The sequence below is a fragment of the Mesorhizobium sp. B2-4-3 genome (genome assembly GCF_006442815.1).
Taxonomy (GTDB): Bacteria; Pseudomonadota; Alphaproteobacteria; order Rhizobiales; family Rhizobiaceae; genus Mesorhizobium.
The window spans coordinates 346,185-369,271 of sequence record NZ_VFVL01000002.1; the positions used below are offsets into that span (position 1 = coordinate 346,185).

At 58.6% G+C, this 23,087-nt stretch carries 19 protein-coding genes; 14 read left to right on the forward strand and 5 right to left on the reverse strand.

Annotation, left to right across the window (positions count from 1 at the left end; translation table 11 throughout):
- Positions 1-16 precede the first annotated feature (16 nt).
- The 8 genes from FJ956_RS03890 to rhmD all read left to right on the forward strand — a co-directional run bounded on the left by FJ956_RS03890 (position 17) and on the right by rhmD (position 8,192).
- On the forward strand, positions 17-1,144 hold the full coding sequence (locus FJ956_RS03890; RefSeq protein WP_140677870.1) for a mandelate racemase/muconate lactonizing enzyme family protein: 1,128 nt from the start codon (positions 17-19) through the stop codon (positions 1,142-1,144).
- A 193-nt stretch (positions 1,145-1,337) separates the two neighbouring features.
- Positions 1,338-2,519 carry a sugar ABC transporter substrate-binding protein gene (locus FJ956_RS03895; protein WP_140677868.1) on the forward strand — a complete coding sequence of 394 codons (1,182 nt, stop codon included), beginning with the start codon at positions 1,338-1,340 and terminating at the stop codon, positions 2,517-2,519.
- A gap of 73 nt (positions 2,520-2,592) precedes the next feature.
- Entirely contained in the window at positions 2,593-4,101 is a 1,509-nt protein-coding gene (locus tag FJ956_RS03900; RefSeq protein ID WP_140677865.1) for a sugar ABC transporter ATP-binding protein, read from the forward strand.
- A gap of 17 nt (positions 4,102-4,118) precedes the next feature.
- Positions 4,119-5,120: an ABC transporter permease gene (locus FJ956_RS03905; RefSeq protein WP_140677863.1), complete on the forward strand. Its 1,002-nt coding sequence runs from the start codon at positions 4,119-4,121 to the stop codon at positions 5,118-5,120.
- A gap of 7 nt (positions 5,121-5,127) precedes the next feature.
- A complete protein-coding gene (locus tag FJ956_RS03910) occupies positions 5,128-5,868 on the forward strand; it encodes a FadR/GntR family transcriptional regulator (RefSeq protein WP_181170212.1) in 741 nt (246 codons plus the stop codon).
- Positions 5,869-5,879: 11 nt separating this feature from the next.
- The gene (locus FJ956_RS03915; RefSeq protein ID WP_140677859.1) at positions 5,880-6,662 is read left to right on the forward strand and encodes a glucose 1-dehydrogenase; all 783 of its coding nucleotides are present in this window, start codon (positions 5,880-5,882) and stop codon (positions 6,660-6,662) included.
- Between the two features lie 12 nt (positions 6,663-6,674).
- Complete coding sequence (gene rhaM / locus FJ956_RS03920) at positions 6,675-6,992, forward strand: L-rhamnose mutarotase (protein WP_140677857.1); 318 nt, start codon at positions 6,675-6,677, stop codon at positions 6,990-6,992.
- 21 nt (positions 6,993-7,013) lie between these two features.
- Positions 7,014-8,192 carry an L-rhamnonate dehydratase gene (gene rhmD, locus FJ956_RS03925; protein ID WP_140677855.1) on the forward strand — a complete coding sequence of 393 codons (1,179 nt, stop codon included), beginning with the start codon at positions 7,014-7,016 and terminating at the stop codon, positions 8,190-8,192.
- 640 nt (positions 8,193-8,832) lie between these two features.
- Here rhmD and FJ956_RS03930 read toward each other — a convergent pair.
- Together FJ956_RS03930 and FJ956_RS03935 are read right to left on the reverse strand one after the other, a co-directional pair.
- Positions 8,833-10,059 (reverse strand): pyridoxal phosphate-dependent aminotransferase, encoded by a 1,227-nt coding sequence (locus FJ956_RS03930; protein ID WP_140677853.1) that lies wholly within the window; start codon positions 10,057-10,059, stop codon positions 8,833-8,835.
- Positions 10,060-10,278: 219 nt separating this feature from the next.
- Entirely contained in the window at positions 10,279-11,058 is a 780-nt protein-coding gene (locus FJ956_RS03935; RefSeq protein ID WP_140677851.1) for an aldolase/citrate lyase family protein, read from the reverse strand.
- A 738-nt stretch (positions 11,059-11,796) separates the two neighbouring features.
- Here FJ956_RS03935 and FJ956_RS03940 point away from each other — a divergent pair.
- The 4 genes from FJ956_RS03940 to FJ956_RS03955 all read left to right on the forward strand — a co-directional run bounded on the left by FJ956_RS03940 (position 11,797) and on the right by FJ956_RS03955 (position 15,517).
- A complete protein-coding gene (locus tag FJ956_RS03940; protein ID WP_246672074.1) occupies positions 11,797-12,891 on the forward strand; it encodes a branched-chain amino acid ABC transporter substrate-binding protein in 1,095 nt (364 codons plus the stop codon).
- Positions 12,892-12,986: 95 nt separating this feature from the next.
- Entirely contained in the window at positions 12,987-14,144 is a 1,158-nt protein-coding gene (locus FJ956_RS03945) for an aminotransferase class V-fold PLP-dependent enzyme (RefSeq protein WP_140677847.1), read from the forward strand.
- Positions 14,145-14,188: 44 nt separating this feature from the next.
- Positions 14,189-15,064, forward strand: coding sequence for an NAD(P)-dependent oxidoreductase (locus FJ956_RS03950; RefSeq protein ID WP_140677845.1), 876 nt, complete (start codon positions 14,189-14,191; stop codon positions 15,062-15,064).
- 39 nt (positions 15,065-15,103) lie between these two features.
- Positions 15,104-15,517: an amidase family protein gene (locus FJ956_RS03955; protein WP_246672076.1), complete on the forward strand. Its 414-nt coding sequence runs from the start codon at positions 15,104-15,106 to the stop codon at positions 15,515-15,517.
- Positions 15,518-15,704: 187 nt separating this feature from the next.
- Here FJ956_RS03955 and FJ956_RS03960 read toward each other — a convergent pair whose 3' ends face one another.
- Complete coding sequence (locus FJ956_RS03960) at positions 15,705-16,595, reverse strand: LysR family transcriptional regulator (RefSeq protein WP_140677841.1); 891 nt, start codon at positions 16,593-16,595, stop codon at positions 15,705-15,707.
- Positions 16,596-16,735: 140 nt separating this feature from the next.
- Here FJ956_RS03960 and mmsA point away from each other — a divergent pair, with 140 nt between their 5' ends.
- Together mmsA and FJ956_RS03970 are read left to right on the forward strand one after the other, a co-directional pair.
- The gene (mmsA, locus tag FJ956_RS03965) at positions 16,736-18,244 is read left to right on the forward strand and encodes a CoA-acylating methylmalonate-semialdehyde dehydrogenase (RefSeq protein WP_140677837.1); all 1,509 of its coding nucleotides are present in this window, start codon (positions 16,736-16,738) and stop codon (positions 18,242-18,244) included.
- Positions 18,245-18,684: 440 nt separating this feature from the next.
- Entirely contained in the window at positions 18,685-19,437 is a 753-nt protein-coding gene (locus FJ956_RS03970) for a sulfite exporter TauE/SafE family protein (RefSeq protein ID WP_140677834.1), read from the forward strand.
- A 222-nt stretch (positions 19,438-19,659) separates the two neighbouring features.
- Here FJ956_RS03970 and FJ956_RS03975 read toward each other — a convergent pair whose 3' ends face one another.
- A complete protein-coding gene (locus tag FJ956_RS03975; protein ID WP_140677832.1) occupies positions 19,660-21,339 on the reverse strand; it encodes a thiamine pyrophosphate-binding protein in 1,680 nt (559 codons plus the stop codon).
- A 304-nt stretch (positions 21,340-21,643) separates the two neighbouring features.
- Positions 21,644-23,083, reverse strand: coding sequence for an aldehyde dehydrogenase family protein (locus tag FJ956_RS03980; protein WP_140677830.1), 1,440 nt, complete (start codon positions 23,081-23,083; stop codon positions 21,644-21,646).
- Positions 23,084-23,087: the final 4 nt, after the last annotated feature.

Sequence of the window (23,087 nt, forward strand, 5' to 3'; positions counted from 1 at the left end):
CTGGAGGAAGTTTTCCATGCGGCTCGGTCCGATCCGAACCTATGTCATCCGTTATTCCGACACCAATGATCACGGCAATTGGCGGCAGACCGTGCTGGTGCGTGTGGAAACCACGGATGGAGCCGTTGGCTGGGGCGAAGGCATCGCCATGTGGCCGGAGGCATGCTGGGCAACCAAGCTGTTGATCGACGGCGGCTTTGGCCCGCTGCTGCAGCAGGCCGGCGAACTCACCATCGAGGAAGCCTGGACCATGATGCGCAAGCATGCGTGGTGGTACGGCGAGGGAGGGATCGCCTGCTTTGCCTATTCCGCGCTCGACATGGCGCTGTGGGACATCCAGGGCAAGATCGAAGGCAAGCCGGTTTACGACCTGCTCGGAGGCAAGAAGCACGACAGCCTCCCAGCCTATGCCTGCAATCACGTCAACAAGGCAACGCGCGCCTTGAACGTCGCCGAAGTGGTCAGCTTCAAGGAACAGGGTTTTTCCGGCTGCAAGCTCGGTTTTGCCAAGCGCGGCCTTTCCGATATCGGCAGGGATCCGGACAATGATGTTGCCTTTGTCGCCGCCTTGCGTGCCGCTCTTGGCGACAAATTCGACATCGTCGTCGATGCGGGCAACGGTGTGAATTGGGATCGCGACACCGGCATCCGGACGGTTCGCCGCATGGCGGAGCACGATATCGGCTGGATCGAGGAGCCGTTCTACCCAACCAGGATCGAGGATTATCGCGCCCTGAAGAATGCTCTGCCCCTGCTGCCGATCGGCACCGGCGAGCGCGAGTTCACCGTGTCGGGCTACAAGCGGCTGATCGAGACCGGCACGGTAGACATTGTGGGCGTCGATCCGGCGCGCTCGGAAGGCATTACCGGGTTCCGCAAGATCGACGATTTGTGTGGCGCGGCGGGCGTCACCATCAACGCTCATGCCTGGAGCACGGCGATCCTCACGGCGGCAAGCCTGCATCTGTCGATCGCCTCGCCGAACGCCCGGCTGATCGAACTGAAGCCGTTCCGGGTTTCGGTCCAGACCGAACTGGTCGACAAGCCAATCTGGCATGAGGACGGCGTGGTGCAGGCGCCTGGTGGCCCCGGCCTCGGCATCGAGGTCGACGAGAAAATGGTGGAGAGGCTGGTCCTGCGCTAACACACCAGCCTCAGCTCCACATCGAACTGCCGTGAGCGCCAAGAACGCCTCCCTCGAATTTCAAACGGCTATCACTTCGCAACTTGACTGACAAGTTGCGAAGTGACATTTTGCCTTCACCGTGAGAGCGCCGGCAGAGGAGCTGTCCGGCAAACAACGGGCGGCGGTTGCCGCATTTGGGAGGATTATCGATATGAAAGCATTCGCCAGGGCGCTCGCGCTCGGCGTGGCCGCGAGCGTATTGTTTGGCGCCGCTGCCTTCGCTGAAGATTTCCACGGCTTCGATTCCGCCAATTATGACGGCAAGCGCCTCAGCGCCGAGCAGTATGCGGCAATGGTCAAGGACGCCACGGCGGTGAAGCCGCCACGCAACGGCAAGAAATATGTCATTGGTTTCGCCAATTTGCAGCGCGACATCACATTTGGTGTGGTCGTGGAAAAGTCTATCCAGGCGAATGCCGATCTCGCCGGCGTCGACCTGCTGGTCGCCGACAACCGTCTCGACGGGCCGACGGCGCTCGCCAACGCCCAGAGCTTTGTCCAGCGCCAGGTCGACTATGTCATCGAATTCCAGACCGACAGCAATTTTGGCCAGACCGTGATGAACGTCTTCAACGATGATGGCGTCAAGGTCGTCGCCATCGACATTCCGATGCCGGGCTCCACCTTCTTCGGCGCCAACAATCCGAAATCGGGCTACATGTCAGGGTCTTATCTCGGCCAGGCGGCAATCGCCAAATTCGGCAAGGACAAGGCGATGCAGGGCTATTTCGTCGTCGGCGAACTGCCGCAGTCGGGCTCCATCCCGAAAATGCGCACCGAAGGCCAGGTCAACGGCTTCCTTTCCGCGCTGCCTGAATTCGACAAGACCAAGATGCTGCGCATCGACACCAAGAACACGCAGCAGGAATCCTTCGCGCAGATGACCAACGTGCTTGGCCGCATTCCCGATGGCGTGCCGATCATGATCACCGCCATCAACGACCAGTCCGCCATCGGCATGCTGCGCGCCGTGCAGCAGGCGGGCCGTCAGGCCGATGTCGTGGTTGTCGGCAACGGCGCCGACGAAACCAAGGCGCTGAGCGAAGAGCCCGACCTTGTCGCCGCAACCGGTTATTTTCCCGAGAATTACGGCAACTACCTGATCCCGATCGCGCTCTCGTCGCTCGCGGGCAAGACCTTGCCACCGGCCGTGCTGGTCAATCACGTGATGATCAACAAGGCCAATCTCTGCCAGTATTACGCCGACTACAAATGTGCCGAAAAGGCCGACTTCGAATACACTTTCCCGCAAGAGGCGTTCTCGGCCTATCTGACCGAACTGCGCAAGGAGGATTTCCTGAAGGGTTTTGAGGACTTGGTCCCCGCCAAATGAAATCAAGCAGCGGACGGGGCGCGTCATCCGGCGTCGCCCCGTCGCATCCGTCTACCGAACATCCGTGGTGGAAATGACTGATAAGCGCATCCTGGACATGAATGGCATCGGCAAGTCATTCGGCGGCGTGCCGGTGCTTGCGGATGTGCACTTCCACCTCGATGCCGGCGAAGTGGTCGCACTGCTCGGCGCCAATGGTGCCGGCAAATCGACCTTGATGAAGATCCTGTCCGGCAACTACAGCCGCGATGCAGGAACGATTGCCGTGAACGGCAGTGAACAGGATCTTAAATCGCCCGCCGATGCGCTGGCGCTCGGTATCCGCATGCTGCCGCAGGAACTGTCTGTTTTCTCCGACCTCACCGTCGCCGAAAACATCATGATTGGCGCGCTGCCCAGGAACGGCATGCATGTCGACCGCGGCGCCATGGAGGTGCGGGCAACAGCACTTCTCGAACGCATGGGCCTCGACTGGCTGTCGCCGCGCACCCGCATGGGTACGCTGTCGCACCACGTGCAGCGCATCGTCGAGATCGCCCGCGCCATGAATGGCGAGGCGCGCGTGCTGATCATGGACGAGCCGACCGCCTCGCTTGCCGCCGACGAGGTGCAGATGCTGTTCGGCATCATCCGCCGGCTGCAGGCCGACGGCATTTCGATCATCTACATCTCGCACTATCTCAAGGAGGTGTTTGCCGTGTCGGGGCGCATCGCTGTGCTGCGCGATGGCCGCAACGCCGGCGATTTCACCACTGCGAACACCAATGTCGACGAAGTGCTGCATGCCATCATCGGCAACCGCGTCGGCGATCTCTATCCGGCATTTTCAGTCAATACGGCATCCGCTGCCGACGTTGTGACGGTCGAGGGGCTGAATGTCGAAGGCTGGCTGCGCGGCGTCGATTTCACCGTCCGCCAAGGCTCAATCACCGGGGTGCATGGGCTGATCGGCTCCGGCGTGGAGATGATCGGACGCGCGCTGTTTGGTGCCGCACCGCGAACGCGCGTCGAACGCGTCGAGATCGATGGCAAGCCATATCAGGTCAGCACCCCCGGCAAGGCGGTGGAGGCGGGGCTCGGCCTCGTTGCCGCCGAGCGCAAGCGCGAGGGCATCGTCGCCATGTTGTCGCTGCGCGAGAACATGTCGCTTGCCAACATGCCGCTGTTCACCAAAGGGCTGTCTGTCGATCGCAAGAAGGAAGCGACCACCACCGCGGAGTGGATCTGGCGGCTGTCGATCCGCGCTCGCAATGCCGAACAGCCGATCGGCACGCTTTCCGGCGGCAACCAGCAAAAGGTCTGCCTGGCGCGCTGGCTGCTTGGCGACCTGAAGGTGCTTATCCTCGAAGAGCCGACGCGCGGCGTCGATGTCGGCGCCCGTCAGGAGATCTACCGCCAGATCCGCCAGCTTGCCGATGGCGGCCTTGGCATTCTGCTGATCTCGTCCGATGCCGAGGAAGTCGCAGGCCTTGCCGACCGTTCCATCGCGCTGGCGTCCGGGCGGGTCACCGAAATTTTCGAACAGCCGACGGAAGCGTCGGCGCTGATGAGCGCGGCAAGCAAGTCCGCCGCCGCAGCGTGATTGTGCAGGAGCCTCGCATGTCCCAGACCACCGTCAGCACCGCACCAACGCCCGCCCGCAATCGGCCGAAAAATCTGCTTGGCCATGCCTGGGCCGGCGTTGCGATGCTGCTCGCCTTCTATCTCATCCTGGTCGCCATCTTCACGGTGCTGTCGCCGTTCTTCCTGACCGTCAAGAACCTGCTTTCCATCGGCTCTAACATGGCTTTCATCGGCCTGATGGCGGCGGCCGGGACGCCGTTGATCATCGCCGGCGGCCTCGATCTGTCGGTGGCGGCGGTCGCCGGCATTTCTGGCGTCATCGTCGCCATGTGCTATACCGCTGGCATCGACATCTGGGTCGCTTGCCTGGTCGCCATCCTGGCCGGCGGATTGATCGGCGCCGGCAACGGCGCGCTGACCAACGGCCTCAAGCTGAACCCCTTCATCGTCACCCTGGGAACCATGTCGATCATCACCGGCGCTTCGCTGGTGCTCACCGGTGGCCTCACCCAGCCCTTGATGATCCCGGGTTTCAACTGGATCGGCTCGGGCAAGATCGGCGGTTCGGGCGGTATTCCGGTGCCGCTCATCATCATGCTGGTGGTCTACTTCCTGGCCTGGTGGGTGATGGCCTTCACGCCGTTCGGCCGCTACATCTACGCTTCCGGCGGCAATCCGGAGGCCTCGCGCATGCTGGGTATTCCGGTCGACCGCACCCAGATCCTGCTTTATGTGGCGTCCGGCCTCGCCGGCGCATTGGCGGGCGTCATCGTCGCGGCCATGCTTGGTGCTGCGGCCCCGGACTCGGTCGGCAAGCACCTGCTCACCGTCATCGCGGCGATCATCCTTGGCGGCACATCGCTGTTCGGCGGCCGCGGGTCTGTGTGGGGCACGCTGCTTGCGGTGCTGATCCTCGGCACGCTGAACAACGGCCTCACCCTTCTCAATGTATCGAGCTTCTGGCAGGACGTCACCAAGGGAGCGGTTCTGCTGCTCGCGGTGGGTCTCGACCAGTTGCGCGTCCGCTCCCAGGCTTGAGGGTAAAATGGGTCCACTCGACAAATTGCAGCCGATCGACGCAACACCTTCCGCCTCGGAGAAAGTGGCGGAGCGGCTAATGGGGCTGATCGCGTCCGGCAATATCGCTCCCGGCGACAAGCTGCCAAGTGAAAACGAGCTTGCCAAGGCGCTGCATGTCTCGCGGCCCGTCGTGCGCGAAGCGCTACGCGGCATGACCATGATGGGTGTCGTGCAGACACGCCAGGGCGGCGGTTCCTACGTCACCGACCTGAAACCCAACCGGCTGATGGCGCCGCTCTCCTTCGTGCTGAGCCTCCAGGACTACAGCCTGGAAAGCCTGTTCACGGCACGGACCGTCATCGATGGCGGTCTCGCCGCGGAGGCGGCGCGCAATGTCACGCCGGCACAGCTCGACCGGTTCGCCGAACTGGTCGAAGTGGCCTATCGCACAGTCGGTGATGCGGTCGCGTTCCGCGTCGCCGATGTCGAGTTTCACGAGCTGATCGGCACCGCGGCCGACAACGCATTTCTCGATCAGGTCTCGCGATCGCTTTACAGCCTCGCCGTCGACCAACGCAGGAAGGCGTCCGAAATACCAGGCGTGCTCGACCAATCGGCCAAGGACCACGATGCCATCGTCAGTGCTCTCGCGGCCGGCGACCCCAAGGCCGCAGAGGTTGCGATGGCAGCACACGTCGCGCACATCCGCAAAACCACGCTCGACGTGCTCTCTGGCGCCGATCCGATCCCGTTCCGCATCCGCTAGGGGCCGGTTTCATGCTGCTTGAAGGAAAACGCGCAATCGTAACCGGCGGCTCTCGTGGTATCGGCCGCGGCATTGCGGTCGAGTTCGCCCGCCAGGGCGCCGACGTGGTCATCAATTATTTCGGCGGCTCGGATCTCGGGTTCGCCCGCGATAGCGCGGCCGACGAAACCGTCGCCGAGATCGAGGGGCTTGGCCGCAAAGCCATCGCCATCGAAGGCAACATCGCCGAGCCGGCGGTCAGCGCGGCGCTGGTACAGGCGTCGGTCGATGCTTTCGGCGGCGTCGACATTCTTGCCTCCAACGCCGGCATCTGCCCGTTCCACACATTCCTCGATATGCCGCCCGAACTTCTGCGGCAGGTGGTGGACGTCAATCTGAACGGCGCCTTCTTTGCGGTGCAAGCGGCGGCCAACCGCATGAAGGACCAAGGCACGGGCGGCGCCATCGTCGCCACGTCGTCGATCTCCGCCCTGGTCGGCGGCGCCATGCAGAGCCATTACACGCCGACCAAGGCCGGCGTTCATTCGCTGATGCAGTCGGTGGCCATCGCGCTTGGCCCCCATGGCATCCGCTGCAATTCGGTCATGCCGGGCGCCATCGCCACCGACATCAACAAGGACGACTGGTCCGATCCGCAAAAGCGCGCCTATCTCGACAGGCGCATCCCGCTCGGCCGCTTCGGCGAACCGTCCGACGTCGCCAAAGTCGTGGCTTTCCTGGCATCGGACATGGCGTCCTATGTCACCGGCGCCGCGCTGCTCGTCGATGGCGGGCTCTACGTCAACCTGCAATAGGGGAGAACGCGAATGGCCGAGCGCATCGCTTTTCGCATGAAGGTCCATCCGGGCCGCATCGCCGAATACAAGAAGCGGCACGACGAGATCTGGCCCGAACTCACGCAGGCACTGCGCGACGCCGGCGTCTCCGATTATTCGATCTGGCACGACCCCGAAACCGACTTTCTGTTCGCCACGCTGATACGGACCGAGGACCACACGATGGCCGCGCTGCCTCGCACCGAGATCAACCAGCGCTGGTGGAAATTCATGGCCGACATCATGGACTACAATGACGATGGCACGCCGCAGGTCGTCGAACTCGCGCCAGTCTTCCATCAAAACTAGAAGACGCAGCTGGAACCCATCATGCCGAATTTCACCATCAAGGATGTGCGCGTTTTTCTCGTCGAGAGCGAGGGCGACGGCGGCGATTATTTCCAGCAGGGCAAGGGCCATTGGCTGATCGACACGCTGATCGCAAATCCGATGTCGGGTCATGAGCGATACAAGGCGTCACGGTCCTCCTGGGGGATCGGCGTAATGGGCTCGATCGTCGTCGAACTCGAAACCGAAGCTGGCGTCACCGGCGTCGCCACGGGGTTCGGCGGCTACCCCGCCGCCTGGCTGGTCAAGAATCATTTCTCACGGTTTCTGGTTGGCGAGGATGCGCGCAACATCGCCAAGATATGGGACCAGATGTTTCGGGCCTCGATGCCTTATGGCCGCAAGGGCCTGCCGATCGCCACCATCTCGGTGGTCGACCTGGCGCTGTGGGATTTGCTGGGCAAGCTTCGCGACGAGCCGGTCTACAATCTGATCGGCGGCAAATGCCACGACGAGATCGCCTTCTACTGCACCGGCCCGGCGCCCGACGCGGTCAAGAAGCTCGGTTTCTGGGGCGCCAAGGTGCCACTGCCGCATAGCCATTTCGACGGCGAGGGCGGCCTGGTCAAGAACGTCGCCTATCTTACGGCCCAGCGCGAGAAGGTCGGGGCCGATTACCCGCTGATGGTCGATTGCTACATGTCGCTCACCGTCCCCTATGCCATCCGCCTGGCCGAGGCGGCCAAGCATCTTGGCATCTTCTGGTGGGAGGAGGTGCTGCACCCCGACGATACCGACGGTTTCCGGTTGTTGAAACAGGCGCATCCGACGCTGAAATGGACGACCGGCGAACACGAATACACGCGCTATGGTTTTCGCGAGTTGATCAAGGAGCGGACCGTCGACATCCTGCAACCCGATGTCATGTGGGTTGGCGGATTGACCGCGCTTCTACAAATCGCCGCTCATGCCGCCGCCTATGATATCCCGGTCATCCCGCACGGCTCCGGCCCTTACTCCTACCACTTCATCGCCAGCCAGCCGGCCGAACCGCTCTGCGAATATGTGGCAGCCAGCCCGGACGGACGGACGACCCGTCCAGTGTTCGGCAGATTGTTTTCCGGCGAGGAACTGCCAAGAAATGGTTGGCTGAAGATCGGCGAAAAGCCTGGATTTGGTATGGAAATCGCGGATAGGTCGTTGCTGCAGCATGTGATCTGACATCGCATCCCAGTTCTGCGAATGTCCCGTCAGATGGGATCATTGATTGTGGCGCTTCTTCTTTCGCAGCGCCGACGATTGGGCCGGGTGTGGCGAGTCAAAGGCCCAAGCAAGAATTATGAGGGCCTCAGCAGGTTCCACTGACCGTCGGGGTCGGGATGCGCTATGGTTTCGAGCGCATCTCATGGAGGGCGAAGCAGTGCCGATGATATCGATGGCGCCGAACACGTCTGCACAACTGCATGCCAGACTAAAGGGAGCTGCCAGCATTGAAATCATTATCAAATTTGAATGGATAGCGTTACCATCAACATGATATTTGTCAGCTATTTCAATAGGTTGATGGTTTTGTGGTAGCGGGAGACCGCTACAAGCGTTCCCCACACTGGGAACCGGTGCCCTTCGCATATCGTGTTGCGTCATAGCGAACGCACCCGCCCCACTGCAGACTATCGACGACTGCGTCCTTCGTGACCGCTTTGCGCCGTCATACCGGCTATAGGATCGCTTCTCACGGATATTGTCGCCGTCGTCGTTAGAGGGCGATCAGTGAAGACTTCTTTGCGATCCGCATGATTCCGCGTCTGTATGCTACACCCAGATCCGATTAAGAACGGGTCTTCATCTCGCGCTGCCGGGTTCAGATCATCAATCGACCACAGGCCAACGTGATGCGTGACACCGCTTCTTCGAGGTTAGACAATGACGTGGCGTAGGAGAGGCGCAAATAGCCCGGCGCTCCGAAAGCGCTGCCCGGGACCAACGCCACATTCGCTGCCTTCAACAAATAGACCGCCAGTGACGAATCCGTTTCGATGACATGGTCATTCCGCGTCTTTCGCCCGATCAACCCGGTGCAATTTGCGAACGCGTAGAACGCGCCCTCGGGTTGGCGGCAGGAAACGCCCTCGATGGTGTTGAGTGCGCCAACGATGAAATTGCGTCTGTCTTCGAAGCTTTTTCGCCGTTCGGCTATACCTACTTGCGAGCCCCTCAGTGCTTCCACCGCGGCAGCTTGGCTGACCGAACTCGGGCAAGATGTCGACTGGCTTTGAACGACGGCCATAGCCTTGATCAGTTCGCCGGGCCCCGCTGCGAAACCGATGCGCCAACCAGTCATGGCATAGGCTTTGGAGACGCCATTTACGGTCAAGATCCGGTTCCTGAGTTTCGTTTCGATAGCTGCTGGCGTCACAAAACCGCGCTCATCGTACAAGATATGCTCGTAGATGTCGTCGGCTAGCAACCAGACGCGTTCGTGACGCAAAAGAACATCAAGAAGAGGACGATATTCTTCGGCGCTATAGGTGGTGCCGGTCGGATTGCCTGGGGAGTTGATCACTACCCAACGTGTTCGCGACGTAATTGCGCTTTCGAGTTGGTCGGCCGCCAATCGGAATCCGTTCTCCTCGAGGCTCTTCACCATAACGGGGATCCCTCCCGCAATCTTCACGATGTCAGCGTAAGAAACCCAAAAAGGCGTGGGAATAATCACCTCGTCGCCTTCATTCAACGTAGCCATCATCGCGTTGAAGAGTATCTGCTTAGCGCCCGCAGCAACGGTAATTTCGTTTGTTTCGAAAGATATTCCGTTATCCCGACGAAATTTGTCGCGAATTGCTTCCTTGAGAGCAGGAGTGCCGTCAAGGCTAGTGTATTTGGTATCACCGCGTGCGATCGCCGCCACGGCTGCATCCTTCACATTCTGCGGTGTATCAAAATCCGGTTCCCCGGCTGCCAAAGAAATGATGTTCTTTCCATGACGTGACAGCTCAGATGCGATGGTTGAGATGCGCATGATCTCAGACACCTCGACAGTTGAAATACGGTCAGCCGGTTTAAACGCTTTTACTTCAGCCGCCGCCATTATCTTCGCGCTCTGTGCTTTTTCATACAGACAGTCGCGCCAACCAATGGCGCGTAGGTACGTGGCTCAAAATGAGGGTGGAGTACGATCGTGAAATCGCGCTACCGACGAGAGCATATTCCACCAATCCTCCCAGTAAATGAGCCTTTATATCACTGGGTGATACGGTTCTGGCGGGTGCTAGGCGGATCCGCGCGACCCACTTCCGACCGATGCAGGTCACCGTCCGGCATTCTGGTTTCTGAACTTTGCAGCGAGTTGGTCGGCGCCCTTCGTCAGCAGCGCGGTGTCGGAGCCGACAGCGACGAATAGGCAGCCAAGGTCGATATAGTGCTGTGCCAGTTCCGGGTCGCCGGTCACAAACCCCGGCGCGATCCCCGCGTTCTTGATGCACGGAATCATTTCGTCGATGATCTTGATGACCTCGGGATGGGTGGGTTGGCCGAGATAGCCGAGTGCGGCTGCGAGATCCGCCGGGCCGACGAACACGCCGTCGACGCCTTCCACGCTTGCGATCCGCTCAAGATTATCGAGGCCACGCTTTGTCTCGACCTGCACCAAGAGACAAATCTCGGCTTTGGCGGCTACATAGTAGTCCTTGATCCGGCCATAGCCCGACGCTCGCGGTTGGCCCGCGACCCCGCGGAATCCATCCGGCGGATAGCGAACCGACATAACCGCGCGGCGGGCCTCCTCCTCGGTCTCCACATAAGGGATAAGCAGCGATTGCGCGCCGACGTCGAGCAGTCGCTTGATGATCACTGGGTCGTTCCAGGCAGGTCTGACGACTGCGTGCGCCGTTCCTCCGTTCAGGGCTTGAAGCTCGGCGAGTACCATCGGCAATTCGTTCGGCGCGTGCTCAGTGTCGAGCAGGATCCAGTCGAATCCGGCGCCCGCAAGGATTTCCGCGACGAGATGGCTCGACAGACTGTGCCACATTCCGATCTGCAGTCGGCCTGACTTGAGCGCATGCTTGAAGGGGTTGTGTAGTTCATTCATCTGCGGAAACCTCTAGAAATGAGCCGGGTGTTGATACACGGCGAAAGAGTGAAGCGTCAGTTGTGCGGTCAGGTGCACTAAAGCACACGCCTTAACGGCGCTAACTGTGGCCATCAATGACCGTAACATCCGGATATCAGCGCAATCCACGCCAAACACCTTTCAAAAATTGTGCATTTTTGCACAACGCGCGTGCGGGTTAGCGAACTTTCGCTCACCACATAGGGCCGTTACCTTCAGTACACAGGTCTGAACATAGCTGCGATGCGGATAACGGAGAATGTTGCGGTCGCCTTCGCGAACAGCGGATTCACGCGGTATTGCCGTGGAATGCCCATGCTCATCGCTTTGGATTAAGCGAGGAGCATGGATCGCGCCGTCTAGATAAAACAGATGCCAACAGCACAGAGCCGTTTCACTAGATGATATGCAAATTCATTTACTCAGCGCGGTCGCTAGCGCTTGATCCGAAGCGGGCCAGCAAAGCTTCGATCGGCCGGGCAGGCCAAGGACGAAGAAACATTGGTCGTGTCTTGTCTTCGGTTACCAAACGGGGGGGCGTCGCTGGCGGGCGCTGCACGCGAGAGCCTTAAGGCGTGGAGCCTTGGATGTTGGAGGTTGCACCAGTTTGGACGCGTAGTCCGATCGCTAGCGCTAGCATGCGGCCCCGGTCACTGCAGCCAGTTTTTAAGATCAACAACAAACTAAGGGGAATCGGAAATGAAAAGATCTATGCGAATGGCGCTGTCGCTTGCGGCGTGCGTCGTCGGTTTTTACGCATCAGCGGCCAGCGCGGAAATCCAGATTGCCGTGGCGGGGCCGATCACCGGACAATATGCGGCGTTGGGTGAGCAGATACGTCAAGGGGCCGAGGCAGCGGCAAAGGCTATCAATGCCAAGGGCGGTGTTCTCGGCGAGCAGGTCAAGGTTGTTGTCGAGGACGATGTTGGCGATCCGAAGCAAGGGGTCTCGGTGGCCAATCGCATTGTTGGCAATGGCATCAAATTCGTGATCGGTCACTTCAATTCCGGCGTTTCCATTCCGGCGTCGGAAGTCTACGCCGAAAACAATGTCGTGATGGTGACGCCGGGCTCAACCAACCCTCTGCTCACATCACGTGGTCTTCAAGATGTGTTTCGTGTGTGCGGGCGCGATGACCAGACGGCTTCGGTAGCTGCGCGCTATATGGTGGCGCATTTCAAGAATAGTAAGATAGCTATTATCGACGACAAAACACAGCCGGCCATTGGTTTGGCCGATGGAGTGGAATCAGAGCTGAAAAAGGCGGACATTACGCCTGTGATGAGAGACTCCATCAACCCGGGCGAAAAGGACTTCTCCGTTTTCCTGGGAAAATTGAAAGCTGCTAATGTCGACTTACTCTACTATACGGGAGGTGACCCCGAGGCTGGCCTGATCGCGCGCCAAGCCCACGAGAGTGGCCAAAAGCTCCAACTCTTCAGCACTGACGGAATTGCCACGAGTGAATTTCCGGCCATTGCCGGTCCGGCCTCAGAAGGCGCCGTTTTTGTGTTTGGACTTGACGCGCGGCAGTCGTCGTCCGCCCAAGCCGTGGTTGCTGAAATGCGGGCGCAGGGCATCGAGCCTGAAGGCTTTACGCTTTACGGTTACGCCGCCATGCAAGTCATCGCCCAAGGGATGGAAAAATCCCAGAAGGCCGATCCCCAGGGTGTCATTGATGCGCTCCATGACACAGCTAACACTTTCCACACGGTCCTCGGACCACGGTCCTACGACAAGAATGGCGACATAACGCAGGACGACTTCGCTGTTTATGTCTGGAAGGGCAATAAGTACATCGTCGCGAAGTAGTTCCACTTACAGAGGCATAGAACTTGGCGCGACGTTAAATTCTATGCCTCTGTCACAGCCTTATTCAATTTGTTCACCACAGACAGGAAACTATCATGCAGTCAACCAAGCGAATCGGTGCACATGCTCTGCAGGCGCCAGCGACCAAAACACTTAATATGTCGACCGGTCCCGTCGAGGTTACACCCCGCGTCAGGAAAGCTCAGGACGTAGGGAGTTTCAATCCTCATCAAGAGCCTTTCTGGCAGTATCATGATGAGACGGTCGCATTGCTTGGAAAGACCATGAGGACGAAGAGTCGCGTGTTCATGATGCACGGCTCCATCAGGGCCGGCTTGGACATGGCGCTCTTTAATCTCATCCGCCAAGGCACCCGCGTCCTTTGCCTTCAAAATGGCTACTGGAGCCAGATGATCGGTGATTGGGCCGAAGCGCGAGGAGCAAAGGTAACAAGGCTGTCCTTTAACGGCCTGGCGCCCGTCGATCCCGAAACTGTTCGCAGCGCCCTCAACAAAGATCATTATGACATCGTCACGATGACCCAAGTCGAGACCAACGGAGGTATGCTCAATCCTACTCAGGAAGTTGGTGAAATCGTGAGCAAGACGGATGCGCTGTTCTTGCTGGATACCGCCTGCTCGGTCGGTGCCGTTGAACTTCAGACCGACGAGTGGAACGTCGATGTATCCTCAACCGGCGCACACAAGTGCCTGGGTGGCATTCCTGGCCTTGCGATTGTCACTTTCAGCGATAAGGCCTGGCGTTACATGGAAAAGCTGCCGGTGCAGGCGGGCTACTTCAACGCCAAAACTTGGTGGCGTCAAACTATGGATCGAAACTTCGAGGTCAGTTTCACACCGCCCGCGCAATTGGTAATGGCTCTGCGGGAGTCATTGCTCGAGATCAATGAGATCGGCCTGGAGGACTACTGGCAGCTTCACAAGGAAGTCGCCGACGAGGTCCTTGATCGATTTGCTCAGATGGATATCCATCACATAATGGATAAAGGCCCGGCTGCCAACCAGCGCCAAGCCTACTCGAACACCGTGCTGGCTATGGCGTTGCCTGGTTCGATGGAGGTTGAATCCTTCCGGCTTAGGCTGCTCGAAAATTACGGAATATTCGTCGGAGGTAACATTTCCGAGCAGCGTGGAACCTCTTTCCGGCTGGGCCTCATGACGTTCGCGCAAATGGATCGGGTGAATCTGTACGGCACACTGGGCTGTATGGAAGAAGTCATCCGGCAGGGTTGACTTGCGGCCTGGGCTCTTAGGCGCAGTCGTAAAAGGAGTGGCATGTGAGTGTGATCGGACGAATTGGATTCATAGGTCTTGGTATGATGGGTGGGCCAATGGCGGCTAATATTGCCAAGGCAGGTCTGCCCATAACAGTGCTCGATCTTCGAGCCGAAGCGTGTGCGGCCGCCGTTGCGAATGGTGCCGTCCAGGCGGGGTCGCTAGCGGATCTGGTCCAGGAATGTGACGTGATTGCGCTGTGCGTCCTAGACGACGCCCAGGTTCTCAATCTGGTTTTCGGAGAGCAAGGCATATTGGCGATCGCGACCTCGCCCAAGATGCTGATCGTGCACAGCACCATCAAACCACAGACGGCCGAGAGGCTAGCTGATGCTTGCGGTGAAAGGGGATGGCAGGTCCTGGATGCGCCGATCAGTGGAGGAGACAAGGGCGCCAAGGAAGCGACGCTCACTGTAGCGGTCGGAGGCAGCAGAGAGGCCTTCGAACGCTGCATGCCGATCTTCAACGCGGTGGGCCAGAACGTGTTCCATATTTCCGAGCGCGTGGGTTCGGGATCAATCGTGAAGCTCTGCAATAACGTCATGGCGATCATCAACAATTTGGCGACGCTTGAGGCTATGCGGTTGGGAGCGCTCTACGACATTCCAGAACAAAAGATCATAGATGTCGCTTCCGTCAGCACAGGTGGCTCCTGGTGGACTAAGAACTGGGGTTTCGCCGACAGGTTGCTGACAGGGCATACCCTCCGTGGGCGGGACGCACGCAAGTTCATGGTTAAGGACCTCTGGGACGCTGTCTACGCCGCCGACGCAAAGGGCGAAAACCTTACCCTCGGCGCAGCTAATGCTGTGCTGGGAATGGATGTCTTAGAGACGCGCCAAAGAGCTTTGTCTACTAAAGCAAGGGGAGCAACCTAATCGCAGGTCGTTTGCGTTGCGATGGCGCAAAAATTGGCGGTGGTCGGAGGGCTTTTTGGGCGACGTGGTTACACAGTGGGTCTTCCTCGACGCCCACGCGAACGTCGCGGGCGTTTCTACGCCAAGGCACAGAATCTGGCGCGCAAAGTCCGCGCATCTTACGACAAAGCGCTTGGAGGTTTCGACCTCTTGCTGATGCCGACCCTTCCGGTGAAAGCCACACCGCCGCCTCCTGCGGATGCTCCCCTTGCGCTCTACCTCCAGCGAGCGTTCGAGATGGCCGGCAACACGGCACCGTTCAACTTAACGGGCCATCCTGCGATGACCGTCCCCTGCGGGCTTGGAGAGGGACTGCCGATCGGCGCCATGCTGATTGGCAGGCATTTCAACGAGATAACGATTTACGCGGCCGCAGCCGCGTTTGAGGCAGCCGGGAACTCGAAGACGTTCTGATGGTATCCTAATTAATCACCTGCCACTGTATTTCCCGAGGTCGGTTGCTTCCGGGGAAACAGCCGTATACCCCAGCAAGTATCATACTCCTGACCAAAGGGAGGGCTTGTGGCGGCGGCATGGGACGAGGTCGCCGCAAAGTCAGAGTTGCAGATTCTCATTGATATCTACGAGACGGCACGTCGACTTAGCGGCGCGATCCAGACGTCAAGCGCGGAGGGCGCGCCTTCCTCCGAAGAAAGTACCATATCGCGCGAATTCTTGCGATTCGTTTCAATTCAGTCGGCATCAGCATCCAGTAGGTTCGCTTAAATTTAACTGTTTGACCTAAGATTGGTACAACACCTGAGTCGCCAAGAAGATATTCTGGCAAGATTGCTATACCGGCTCCTGATGAAACGGCGGCAATTTGAGAAAAAATACTCGTGCTTCGAAAATTCGCATCCGCTGCGTCATTGAGCTCGGTAAGCGCTGGTAGGTCTTTGCCGGGACTGCCTTCTTCGACGTAGCCGATGACGCGGTGGCCACGCAGATCACTCAGCGATGATATTTGAGGTCGTTTTGCCAAATATTCCGGCGACGCATATAGGCGTAAATCGTAATCAAAAAGCTTTGTAATCAAATATGGCCCCCTCTCAGGTCGGTCAATGGTAATAACTATATCGGCCTCATGCCGCGCCAAACTGATACGGCGGGGTTGAACCAATAGATCAACCAAGAGATCTGGGAATGCCTCGCCGATCTGCGGCAACAGCTTCGGCATCACTCCAATCCCGAAACCTTCTGGGCAACCAATTCGAACACGGCCCTCGATTGCTTCCTCCGCGCCTGATGAAGAGTCGGCCAATCCGAAAAACAATTCCTCAATAGCTAGCGCTTCGTCATGTAGTAATGTTCCTCTTTCACTCATCGAATACCCTGAACCGCTTCTTATAAAAAGGTTCTCGCCAATGGATAGCTCGAGACGGCGAATTCGACGCGAAATTGTTGTGTGATTAACATTAAGCCTTCGGCCCGCCTCGGTGAGCGTGCCCGTCCGGGCGAGTTCGAGAAACACCCGGATATCATCCCAATCCATGCCAAACACCTCTCGAAATTGTGCATTCTTGCACAACGCGCGTGCGGTAAGCGAACTTTCGCTCACCACGTAGGGCCGTTACCTTGAATACAGCAGATTAGAATTTAGCTGCGATAGGATAACGGGGAAGACAGATATCGATGAAAGCCTATGGTCGCCACCACTACATTGATGGGTCTTTCGATGCCGGCCTTGGTACCAGGACCGGACCGGTCTTTAACCCCTCGACTGGCCAGCTGGTTTATGACTGCAACTATGCCGATACACGGACAGTTGACCATGCCGTGCAAGTCGCCGCGGCTGCAGCTCGAAAATGGGGTTCGCAATCGCAGGCTCGCCGCTTAGAAGTCATCTTCAGAATGAGAGAGCTGCTGCGCTCGGAAGTTGAACCATTAGCGGACCTAATTGGTCGTGAGAATGGGAAGACGCTCGCGGATGCTAGAGGCGAAATTGGCAGAGCGGTCGAGGCCCTGGAGTTTGCAACAAACTTCTCTCAAATAATGAAAGGAGAGTATTCCGCTAATGTGGGCGGGAGCATCGACATATTTTCGATGCGGCAACCCCTAGGCGTAGTGGCTTGCATTGCGCCATTTAACTTCCCCGTGATGCAACCGTTGATGATGGCATCACTCGCAGTCGCAGTTGGAAATGCAGTTGTTCATAAGCCTTCGGAGCGAGTCCCAGGACCGGCTGGTCGCTTGGGTGAGCTTTGGACGAAGGCTGGCCTCCCAAATGGCATATGGAATGTGGTGAATGGCGACGCAGAAGCGGTTGACGCGATCGTGGAAAACCCCTCCGTCAGAGCAATAAGCTTTGTAGGATCAACGCGGGTTGGTGAGAAGATTTATCATATAGGCACCGGGCTGAACAAACGGGTAGCTGCTTACACCGGCGGCAAGAACCACATGGTCGTCATGCCGGATGCAGACCTCGATGCTGCAGCAAATGCCTTCGTAAGCGCCGGATTTGGCTCCGCAAGTCAACGCTGTATGGCGGTATCCCTACTAGTTGCCGTTGGAAAGAACACGGCAGATTCCCTCCGAGAATTGATCGTGCCGCTCGTCCGGCGTCTTAAGGTCGGAGCGTTCGATGAGGCCGGGGTAGACTTCGGCCCACTAGTAAGCGCCGCGGCCCAAAAGGCCGTAAAGGAGGCGGTTCACCGCACCGCCACCGAGGGCGCGGAGCTTGTCGTCGACGGCAGCCAATTGGTCGTCACGGGACGCGAACAGGGCTTTTACGCAGGCCCCTCCCTTGCAGACAGAGTTACCACGAACATGGAGCTTTGGAAGGAAGAAATATTCGGCCCCATTCGCGGTATAATGCGCGCAGGCGATTTTGACGAAGCTGTTGAGATAGTAAATGCCCATCAGTACGGCAACGGTGCTGTTATTTTTACGCGAGACGGGCCGGCAGCACATCGTTTTTGCAGGGATGTAGAGGCGGGTATGCTTGGTGTCAATGTGCCGATACCGGTGCCAGTTGGCAATTTTAACTTCGGAGGACTCCGCCGATCCCGTTTTGGAGACGCACACATGTTTGGGCCCGAAACAGCAAAGTTCTTCACAAAATTGAAGACTATATCCCAGCGTTGGCCCGAACCTTTCGGTTCATCGGAAGCGTTGTCCCTCGCTTTTGAGCCCCATGAGTAAGTGTCTCAGCTCCCTGAATATCGATCTGGTCAATTGTGCGGTTTCCCGATGGACTCCGTAGGGGCTGCCTCAGGTTAAGCGAGGAGTGGATCGCACCTTCGAGATACAACAAACGCAAAAAGCGCAATTCGTTTCACTAGATGAGATACAAGTTCAGTTACTTGACGTGTTTGCTAGTGTCTGATTTCGAACACGGGGGGGCAGGCTTCGATCGGCCGGGCAGGCCGGAACTTGAAACCTTGGTGATGTCTCCCTCGATGCCAAACTCGGGGGTATCGCTGGCGTGAATGGCGCGGGAGTGCCTCCTTGCCTCCGCACCTCGCGCAACTGACAGCGGCGCGCGCCAATGCCGGCGACATCGAGCGCCTTCTACGAGCTTGCCATCAAGATCCACCGCGACAGCCAATACAGTGTTGCCGCCATCTTTCCGGAAGTGCGTCTTGACCATCCTCACAGCCCTCCTCCTGTTCGCCGCGGGCGTGCTCACCGCCATGATCAACGCGGTGGCCGGCGGCGGCACGTTCCTGTCCTTCGGCGCGCTGACGCTAGTCGGCCTTCCGCCGGTGGTGGCCACCGCGACGTCGTCGATCATCCAGTTCCCCGGCTACGTCACCTCGACGCTTGCCTACTGGAACGACTTAAAGGCCTTCTGGCGCGGTGCGCTGACGCTCTGCGTCGCCTCTATCCTCGGCTCACTGGTCGGCGCTTGGATCCTGCTCCAGCTCGACAACTCGCAGTTCCGCGCGCTGGTACCCTGGCTCCTGGTCGCGGCGACCGCGTTGTTCGCAGCAGGTCCCAGGCTCAAGCCGAAGCCAAAGCCCGGCGCCGAGACCGCCGTCGGCGGCGCGTTCGGATGGGTGCTGCAGTTCGTCACCTCGATCTATGGCGGCTTCTTCGGCGCCGGCGGGGGGGTGATAATGCTCGCCACGCTCAGCCTATCGCAGAGCGGCGACTACCACCGCTTCAACGCGCTGAAGAACATGCTGTCGACGGTGATCGCGGCCGTCGCGATCGTCGTCTTCGTGGCCGGCGGCGTCGTCGCCTGGCCGCAGGCGCTGGTGATGATCCCAGGCGTCGCGATCGGGGGCTGGTCGGGGGTTTGGGTCGCCAAACGCGTGCCACAGACGGTGATGCGCGCGGTCGTGCTCGCTGTCGGGCTGTTCCTGGCAGGCTATTTTTTCATTATTTCATGACCGGGTGACGCAGCCGATCCGGCCGTCGTTCGGCGGTGAGCCCGACATCAGCACGTCCGGGATAGGTCGGCCTTCCCGATGAGTTGCATGGCGGCATAACTGTATAGCGTGAAGCCTTCCGGCTCGATGCCCTGCGCCCGCATGTCGGCAACCACGGTCTGAGCAGACTAAAAGCGCTGGAGCCGCGACTAGCCAGCCGATGTACAGACCCACGATGTCGCTTTATGTCGAGTTCTTCACAGCCTTGGCATGTTCCGTTATCTGACTGAGAGTCATCGTGGGTGTAATCGCTTCAGGATCAATGATGCAATGCAAGATCGAGGGTATTCCGGAAGCCACCGCGCGCTCGAACGCTTGGGCAAATTCGCTAGTGGACCGGACGGTTTCACCGTGACCGCCGAAGGTTCGCGCATAAGCAGCAAAGTCCGGATTCCTGAGCTGAGTTCCAGTTACCCGCCCTGGGTAATTCCGCTCTTGATGCATCCGGATCGTGCCGTACATCGAGTTGTCAACGACGATAACGATAAGGGACGCGTTGTATTGTACAGCCGTGGCAAATTCCTGGCCATGCATCAAAAAACATCCGTCGCCTGCGAATGCGATGACCATACGGTCTGGGTTTGTAATCTTCGCCGAGACTGCAGCAGGCACACCGTAACCCATTGACCCTGATGTAGGCGCAAGCTGCGTGCCGAATTCGCGAAATCTGTAAAACCTATGGACCCAGGCTGTATAGTTGCCAGCCCCGTTACAGACGATGGCGTTCGCTGGTAGACGCTCGCGCAGGAACTTCATGACTTCGCCCATCTGAAGTTGGCCCGGGATCGTAATGTCGGTCGGATCGCTGTAAGCCAGATAGGCGGATCGCGCGTCCTTCGTAATGTGAGACCATTCCACTTCGGAGCTTGGTCGAAGCTCACTTACGGCTTCCGCGAATTCGATTGGGCCGCATGCGATCGGTAGGGTTGGGCGATAAAAACGTCCAAGCTCGTTCGCGTCCGGGAAAACGTGGACAAGGCCGCGAGGATCGTTCGGGGTTATCAGGGAGTAGGATTGGCTAGGAATTTCCGACAGCCGATCGCCCACCAGCAGGATCAAGTCGGACTTTCCGATCAGCTCGAGCAACGCTGGGTTTGGTCCGACTCCGATATCGCCGACGAAATTGCTATGGTCGGAGCTGAACAACATCTGTCGCCGAGAAGTAACGGCCACTGGGAGATCGAAGTTCTCTGCAAAATTCGTGAAATGTCTCACCGCGCTCGCAGACCAACGGCTTCCACCTAAGATTGCTGCAGGACGTTTCGAGCCCGCTAGAAGAGCCGACAAGCGTTCGATCTGCTGCGGCGCGGGCCAGGCGATCGCTTCCGATGCGGGAGGTACGGCGGGCGATTGGGAAGCTTCAGTCAGGATGTCTTCAGGAAGCGCAACCACCACCGGGCCGGGGCGCCCGGAACGCGCGTAATGAAAAGCGCGCGAGACCACTTCCCCAATACGATTGGTGTCCTCAATTTCCGTAGCCCACTTCGCAAGGGGGGAGAAAGCTGCTCGGTAGTCTACCTCTTGAAATGCCTCCCTACCGATGAATCCGCGCTCAACTTGACCGACGAACAGGAGCATAGGCGTCGCATCTTGTTGTGCAACGTGAATGCCCGCTGACGCGTTTGTTGCACCGGGCCCGCGCGTTACGAAACAGACTCCCGGTTTTCCCGTCAGTTTGCCGTAGGCTTCAGCCATCATGGCGGCACCACCTTCTTGGCGGCAAACCACAATGTCGATCCCCGAATCATGCAGAGCATCCAGTACCGCGAGGTAACTTTCGCCTGGCACGCAGAAAATCCGATCGACGCCCTCGGAAACCAAGTGGTCGACCAGGATTTGACCGCCTGTACGGATAATTGTCATTTCTTACTGTCCCCTTCGCCATCAGATCGGCTGCGTTGAAAGGCTGAGGTCTATGCCTCAAGCGGCTCTGCCTAACTGACGAGATATTGGGCAGGGAGCCTATCAAAATCGGAAGGTGGCATAAATGGCAACTCATTCAATGAAAGTTCATTTCATCAGGTGAAGCGACGACTGCGTTTTGCATAGACCGCTGAAATCAGGTGGATGGCGCATTGATCTGCGAGCGGGGTCTGGCAAAAGCACAAACTTGCATAGTACCCGTTGAGGGGCTGCCAGACCGATCCATCGGCGCTGCGGAAATTCACTATCCGGCAAACGAGTAGCTCGTCTTCACCGTCGTGTAGAATTCAACTGCGTATCTACCCTGTTCGCGCGAGCCAAAGCTCGATCCCTTGGTTCCGCCGAATGGCACGTGGTAATCTAGGCCGGCTGTAGGCAGATTGGTCGCCACGACACCTGCGCGCGAACGATGCTTGAACTCACGGGCACTACGGAGCGATGTGGTGCAAATTCCTGACGCCAGGCCAAAGTCCGTATCGTTTGCCACGTCGATCGCCTCGTCCAGCGATCCAACCCTAATAATCGACGCGCACGGCCCGAAGATCTCTTCCTGAGAAACGCGCATCTTCGACGAAGCGTTGACGAACAGGGCAGGCGCCTGAAAAAATCCTTCTGTCGCCGCATCGACGCGTTGCCCGCCAACGACTTCGCAGCCCTCATCTTTGGCCAGGGCGACATATGCGAGGTTGCTTTCTAACTGCGATGCTGAGGCGACAGGACCGATCTGACTGGAGGAGTGGAGGGCGTGGCCGACGCGCAGATCCCGCATCTTGCGCTCCATTTCCTTCACAAAATCATCATGAATGCCCGACTGCACGATCAGCCGCGACGAGGCTGTACATCGCTGCCCGGTCGAAAAAAACGCTCCGTTGAGGCATACGGACACGGCGAGGGAGAGATCGGCATCGTCCATCACAACCATGGGATTCTTGCCACCCATTTCCAGTTGTAGCTTCTTCATCCCCGCTATTGCTGATCGGCCGATCTGGTGACCGGTCGGCACCGAGCCGGTGAAGGAGATGGCCTTGATGCGAGGATCCTCAACTATCGCGCTTCCAACCACCCTTCCGCTGCCCATGACGAGGTTGAATACGCCTGGAGGCGCACCTGCTTCGTGAATGATTTGTGCGAGCAGGTGAGCCGTTCCCGGCGTCAGATCCGCAGGCTTGAAGACGACGGCATTACCATAAGCGAGGGCTGCAGCAATTTTCCAAGCCGGTAGGGCGATCGGGAAGTTCCACGGCGTAATCAGCCCGACAACGCCCACAGGTTCGCGGAGTATTTCGACGTCGACGCCGGGGCGGACTGAGGCAAGTGCCTCGCCGGGTATTCGTAAAGCCTCGCCGGCGTAGAACCGAAACGTCTGAGCGGACCGCTTGACCTCAGCGATGGCTTCGCCGATCACCTTGCCTTCTTCGCGAGCAAGCATTGTTCCGATTTCTGTCGCACGGGAGCCGATTGTGTCGGCGATGCGCGTGAGAAGATCCGCGCGCGCCTGTGGCCCATCCCTGAACCAACGGTCAGCCGCCGCTTCTGCCGCAGAGGCGGCATGCCTTGCATCGTCGGCAGAGCCGCTGGCATAATGCCCAATGACGTCTGATGTATCAGATGGGTTTCGATTCTCGATTGTCGCAGCGCCTTCCGTCCAGGTGCCGTCGATCAAATTGAGGAAAACATCGGACATCTTG

What these genes read in the sequence shown, in the direction of transcription:
- FJ956_RS03890 (WP_140677870.1), top strand. Translation starts at nt 17, where the DNA reads ATGCGGCTCGGTCCGATCCGAACCTATGTCATCCGTTATTCCGACACC.
- FJ956_RS03895 (WP_140677868.1), top strand. Translation starts at nt 1,338, where the DNA reads ATGAAAGCATTCGCCAGGGCGCTCGCGCTCGGCGTGGCCGCGAGCGTA.
- FJ956_RS03900 (WP_140677865.1), top strand. Translation starts at nt 2,593, where the DNA reads ATGACTGATAAGCGCATCCTGGACATGAATGGCATCGGCAAGTCATTC.
- FJ956_RS03905 (WP_140677863.1), top strand. Translation starts at nt 4,119, where the DNA reads ATGTCCCAGACCACCGTCAGCACCGCACCAACGCCCGCCCGCAATCGG.
- FJ956_RS03910 (WP_181170212.1), top strand. Translation starts at nt 5,128, where the DNA reads ATGGGTCCACTCGACAAATTGCAGCCGATCGACGCAACACCTTCCGCC.
- FJ956_RS03915 (WP_140677859.1), top strand. Translation starts at nt 5,880, where the DNA reads ATGCTGCTTGAAGGAAAACGCGCAATCGTAACCGGCGGCTCTCGTGGT.
- rhaM (WP_140677857.1), top strand. Translation starts at nt 6,675, where the DNA reads ATGGCCGAGCGCATCGCTTTTCGCATGAAGGTCCATCCGGGCCGCATC.
- rhmD (WP_140677855.1), top strand. Translation starts at nt 7,014, where the DNA reads ATGCCGAATTTCACCATCAAGGATGTGCGCGTTTTTCTCGTCGAGAGC.
- FJ956_RS03930 (WP_140677853.1), bottom strand. Translation starts at nt 10,059, where the DNA reads ATGGCGGCGGCTGAAGTAAAAGCGTTTAAACCGGCTGACCGTATTTCA.
- FJ956_RS03935 (WP_140677851.1), bottom strand. Translation starts at nt 11,058, where the DNA reads ATGAATGAACTACACAACCCCTTCAAGCATGCGCTCAAGTCAGGCCGA.
- FJ956_RS03940 (WP_246672074.1), top strand. Translation starts at nt 11,797, where the DNA reads ATGGCGCTGTCGCTTGCGGCGTGCGTCGTCGGTTTTTACGCATCAGCG.
- FJ956_RS03945 (WP_140677847.1), top strand. Translation starts at nt 12,987, where the DNA reads ATGCAGTCAACCAAGCGAATCGGTGCACATGCTCTGCAGGCGCCAGCG.
- FJ956_RS03960 (WP_140677841.1), bottom strand. Translation starts at nt 16,595, where the DNA reads ATGGATTGGGATGATATCCGGGTGTTTCTCGAACTCGCCCGGACGGGC.
- mmsA (WP_140677837.1), top strand. Translation starts at nt 16,736, where the DNA reads ATGAAAGCCTATGGTCGCCACCACTACATTGATGGGTCTTTCGATGCC.
- FJ956_RS03975 (WP_140677832.1), bottom strand. Translation starts at nt 21,339, where the DNA reads ATGACAATTATCCGTACAGGCGGTCAAATCCTGGTCGACCACTTGGTT.
- FJ956_RS03980 (WP_140677830.1), bottom strand. Translation starts at nt 23,083, where the DNA reads ATGTCCGATGTTTTCCTCAATTTGATCGACGGCACCTGGACGGAAGGC.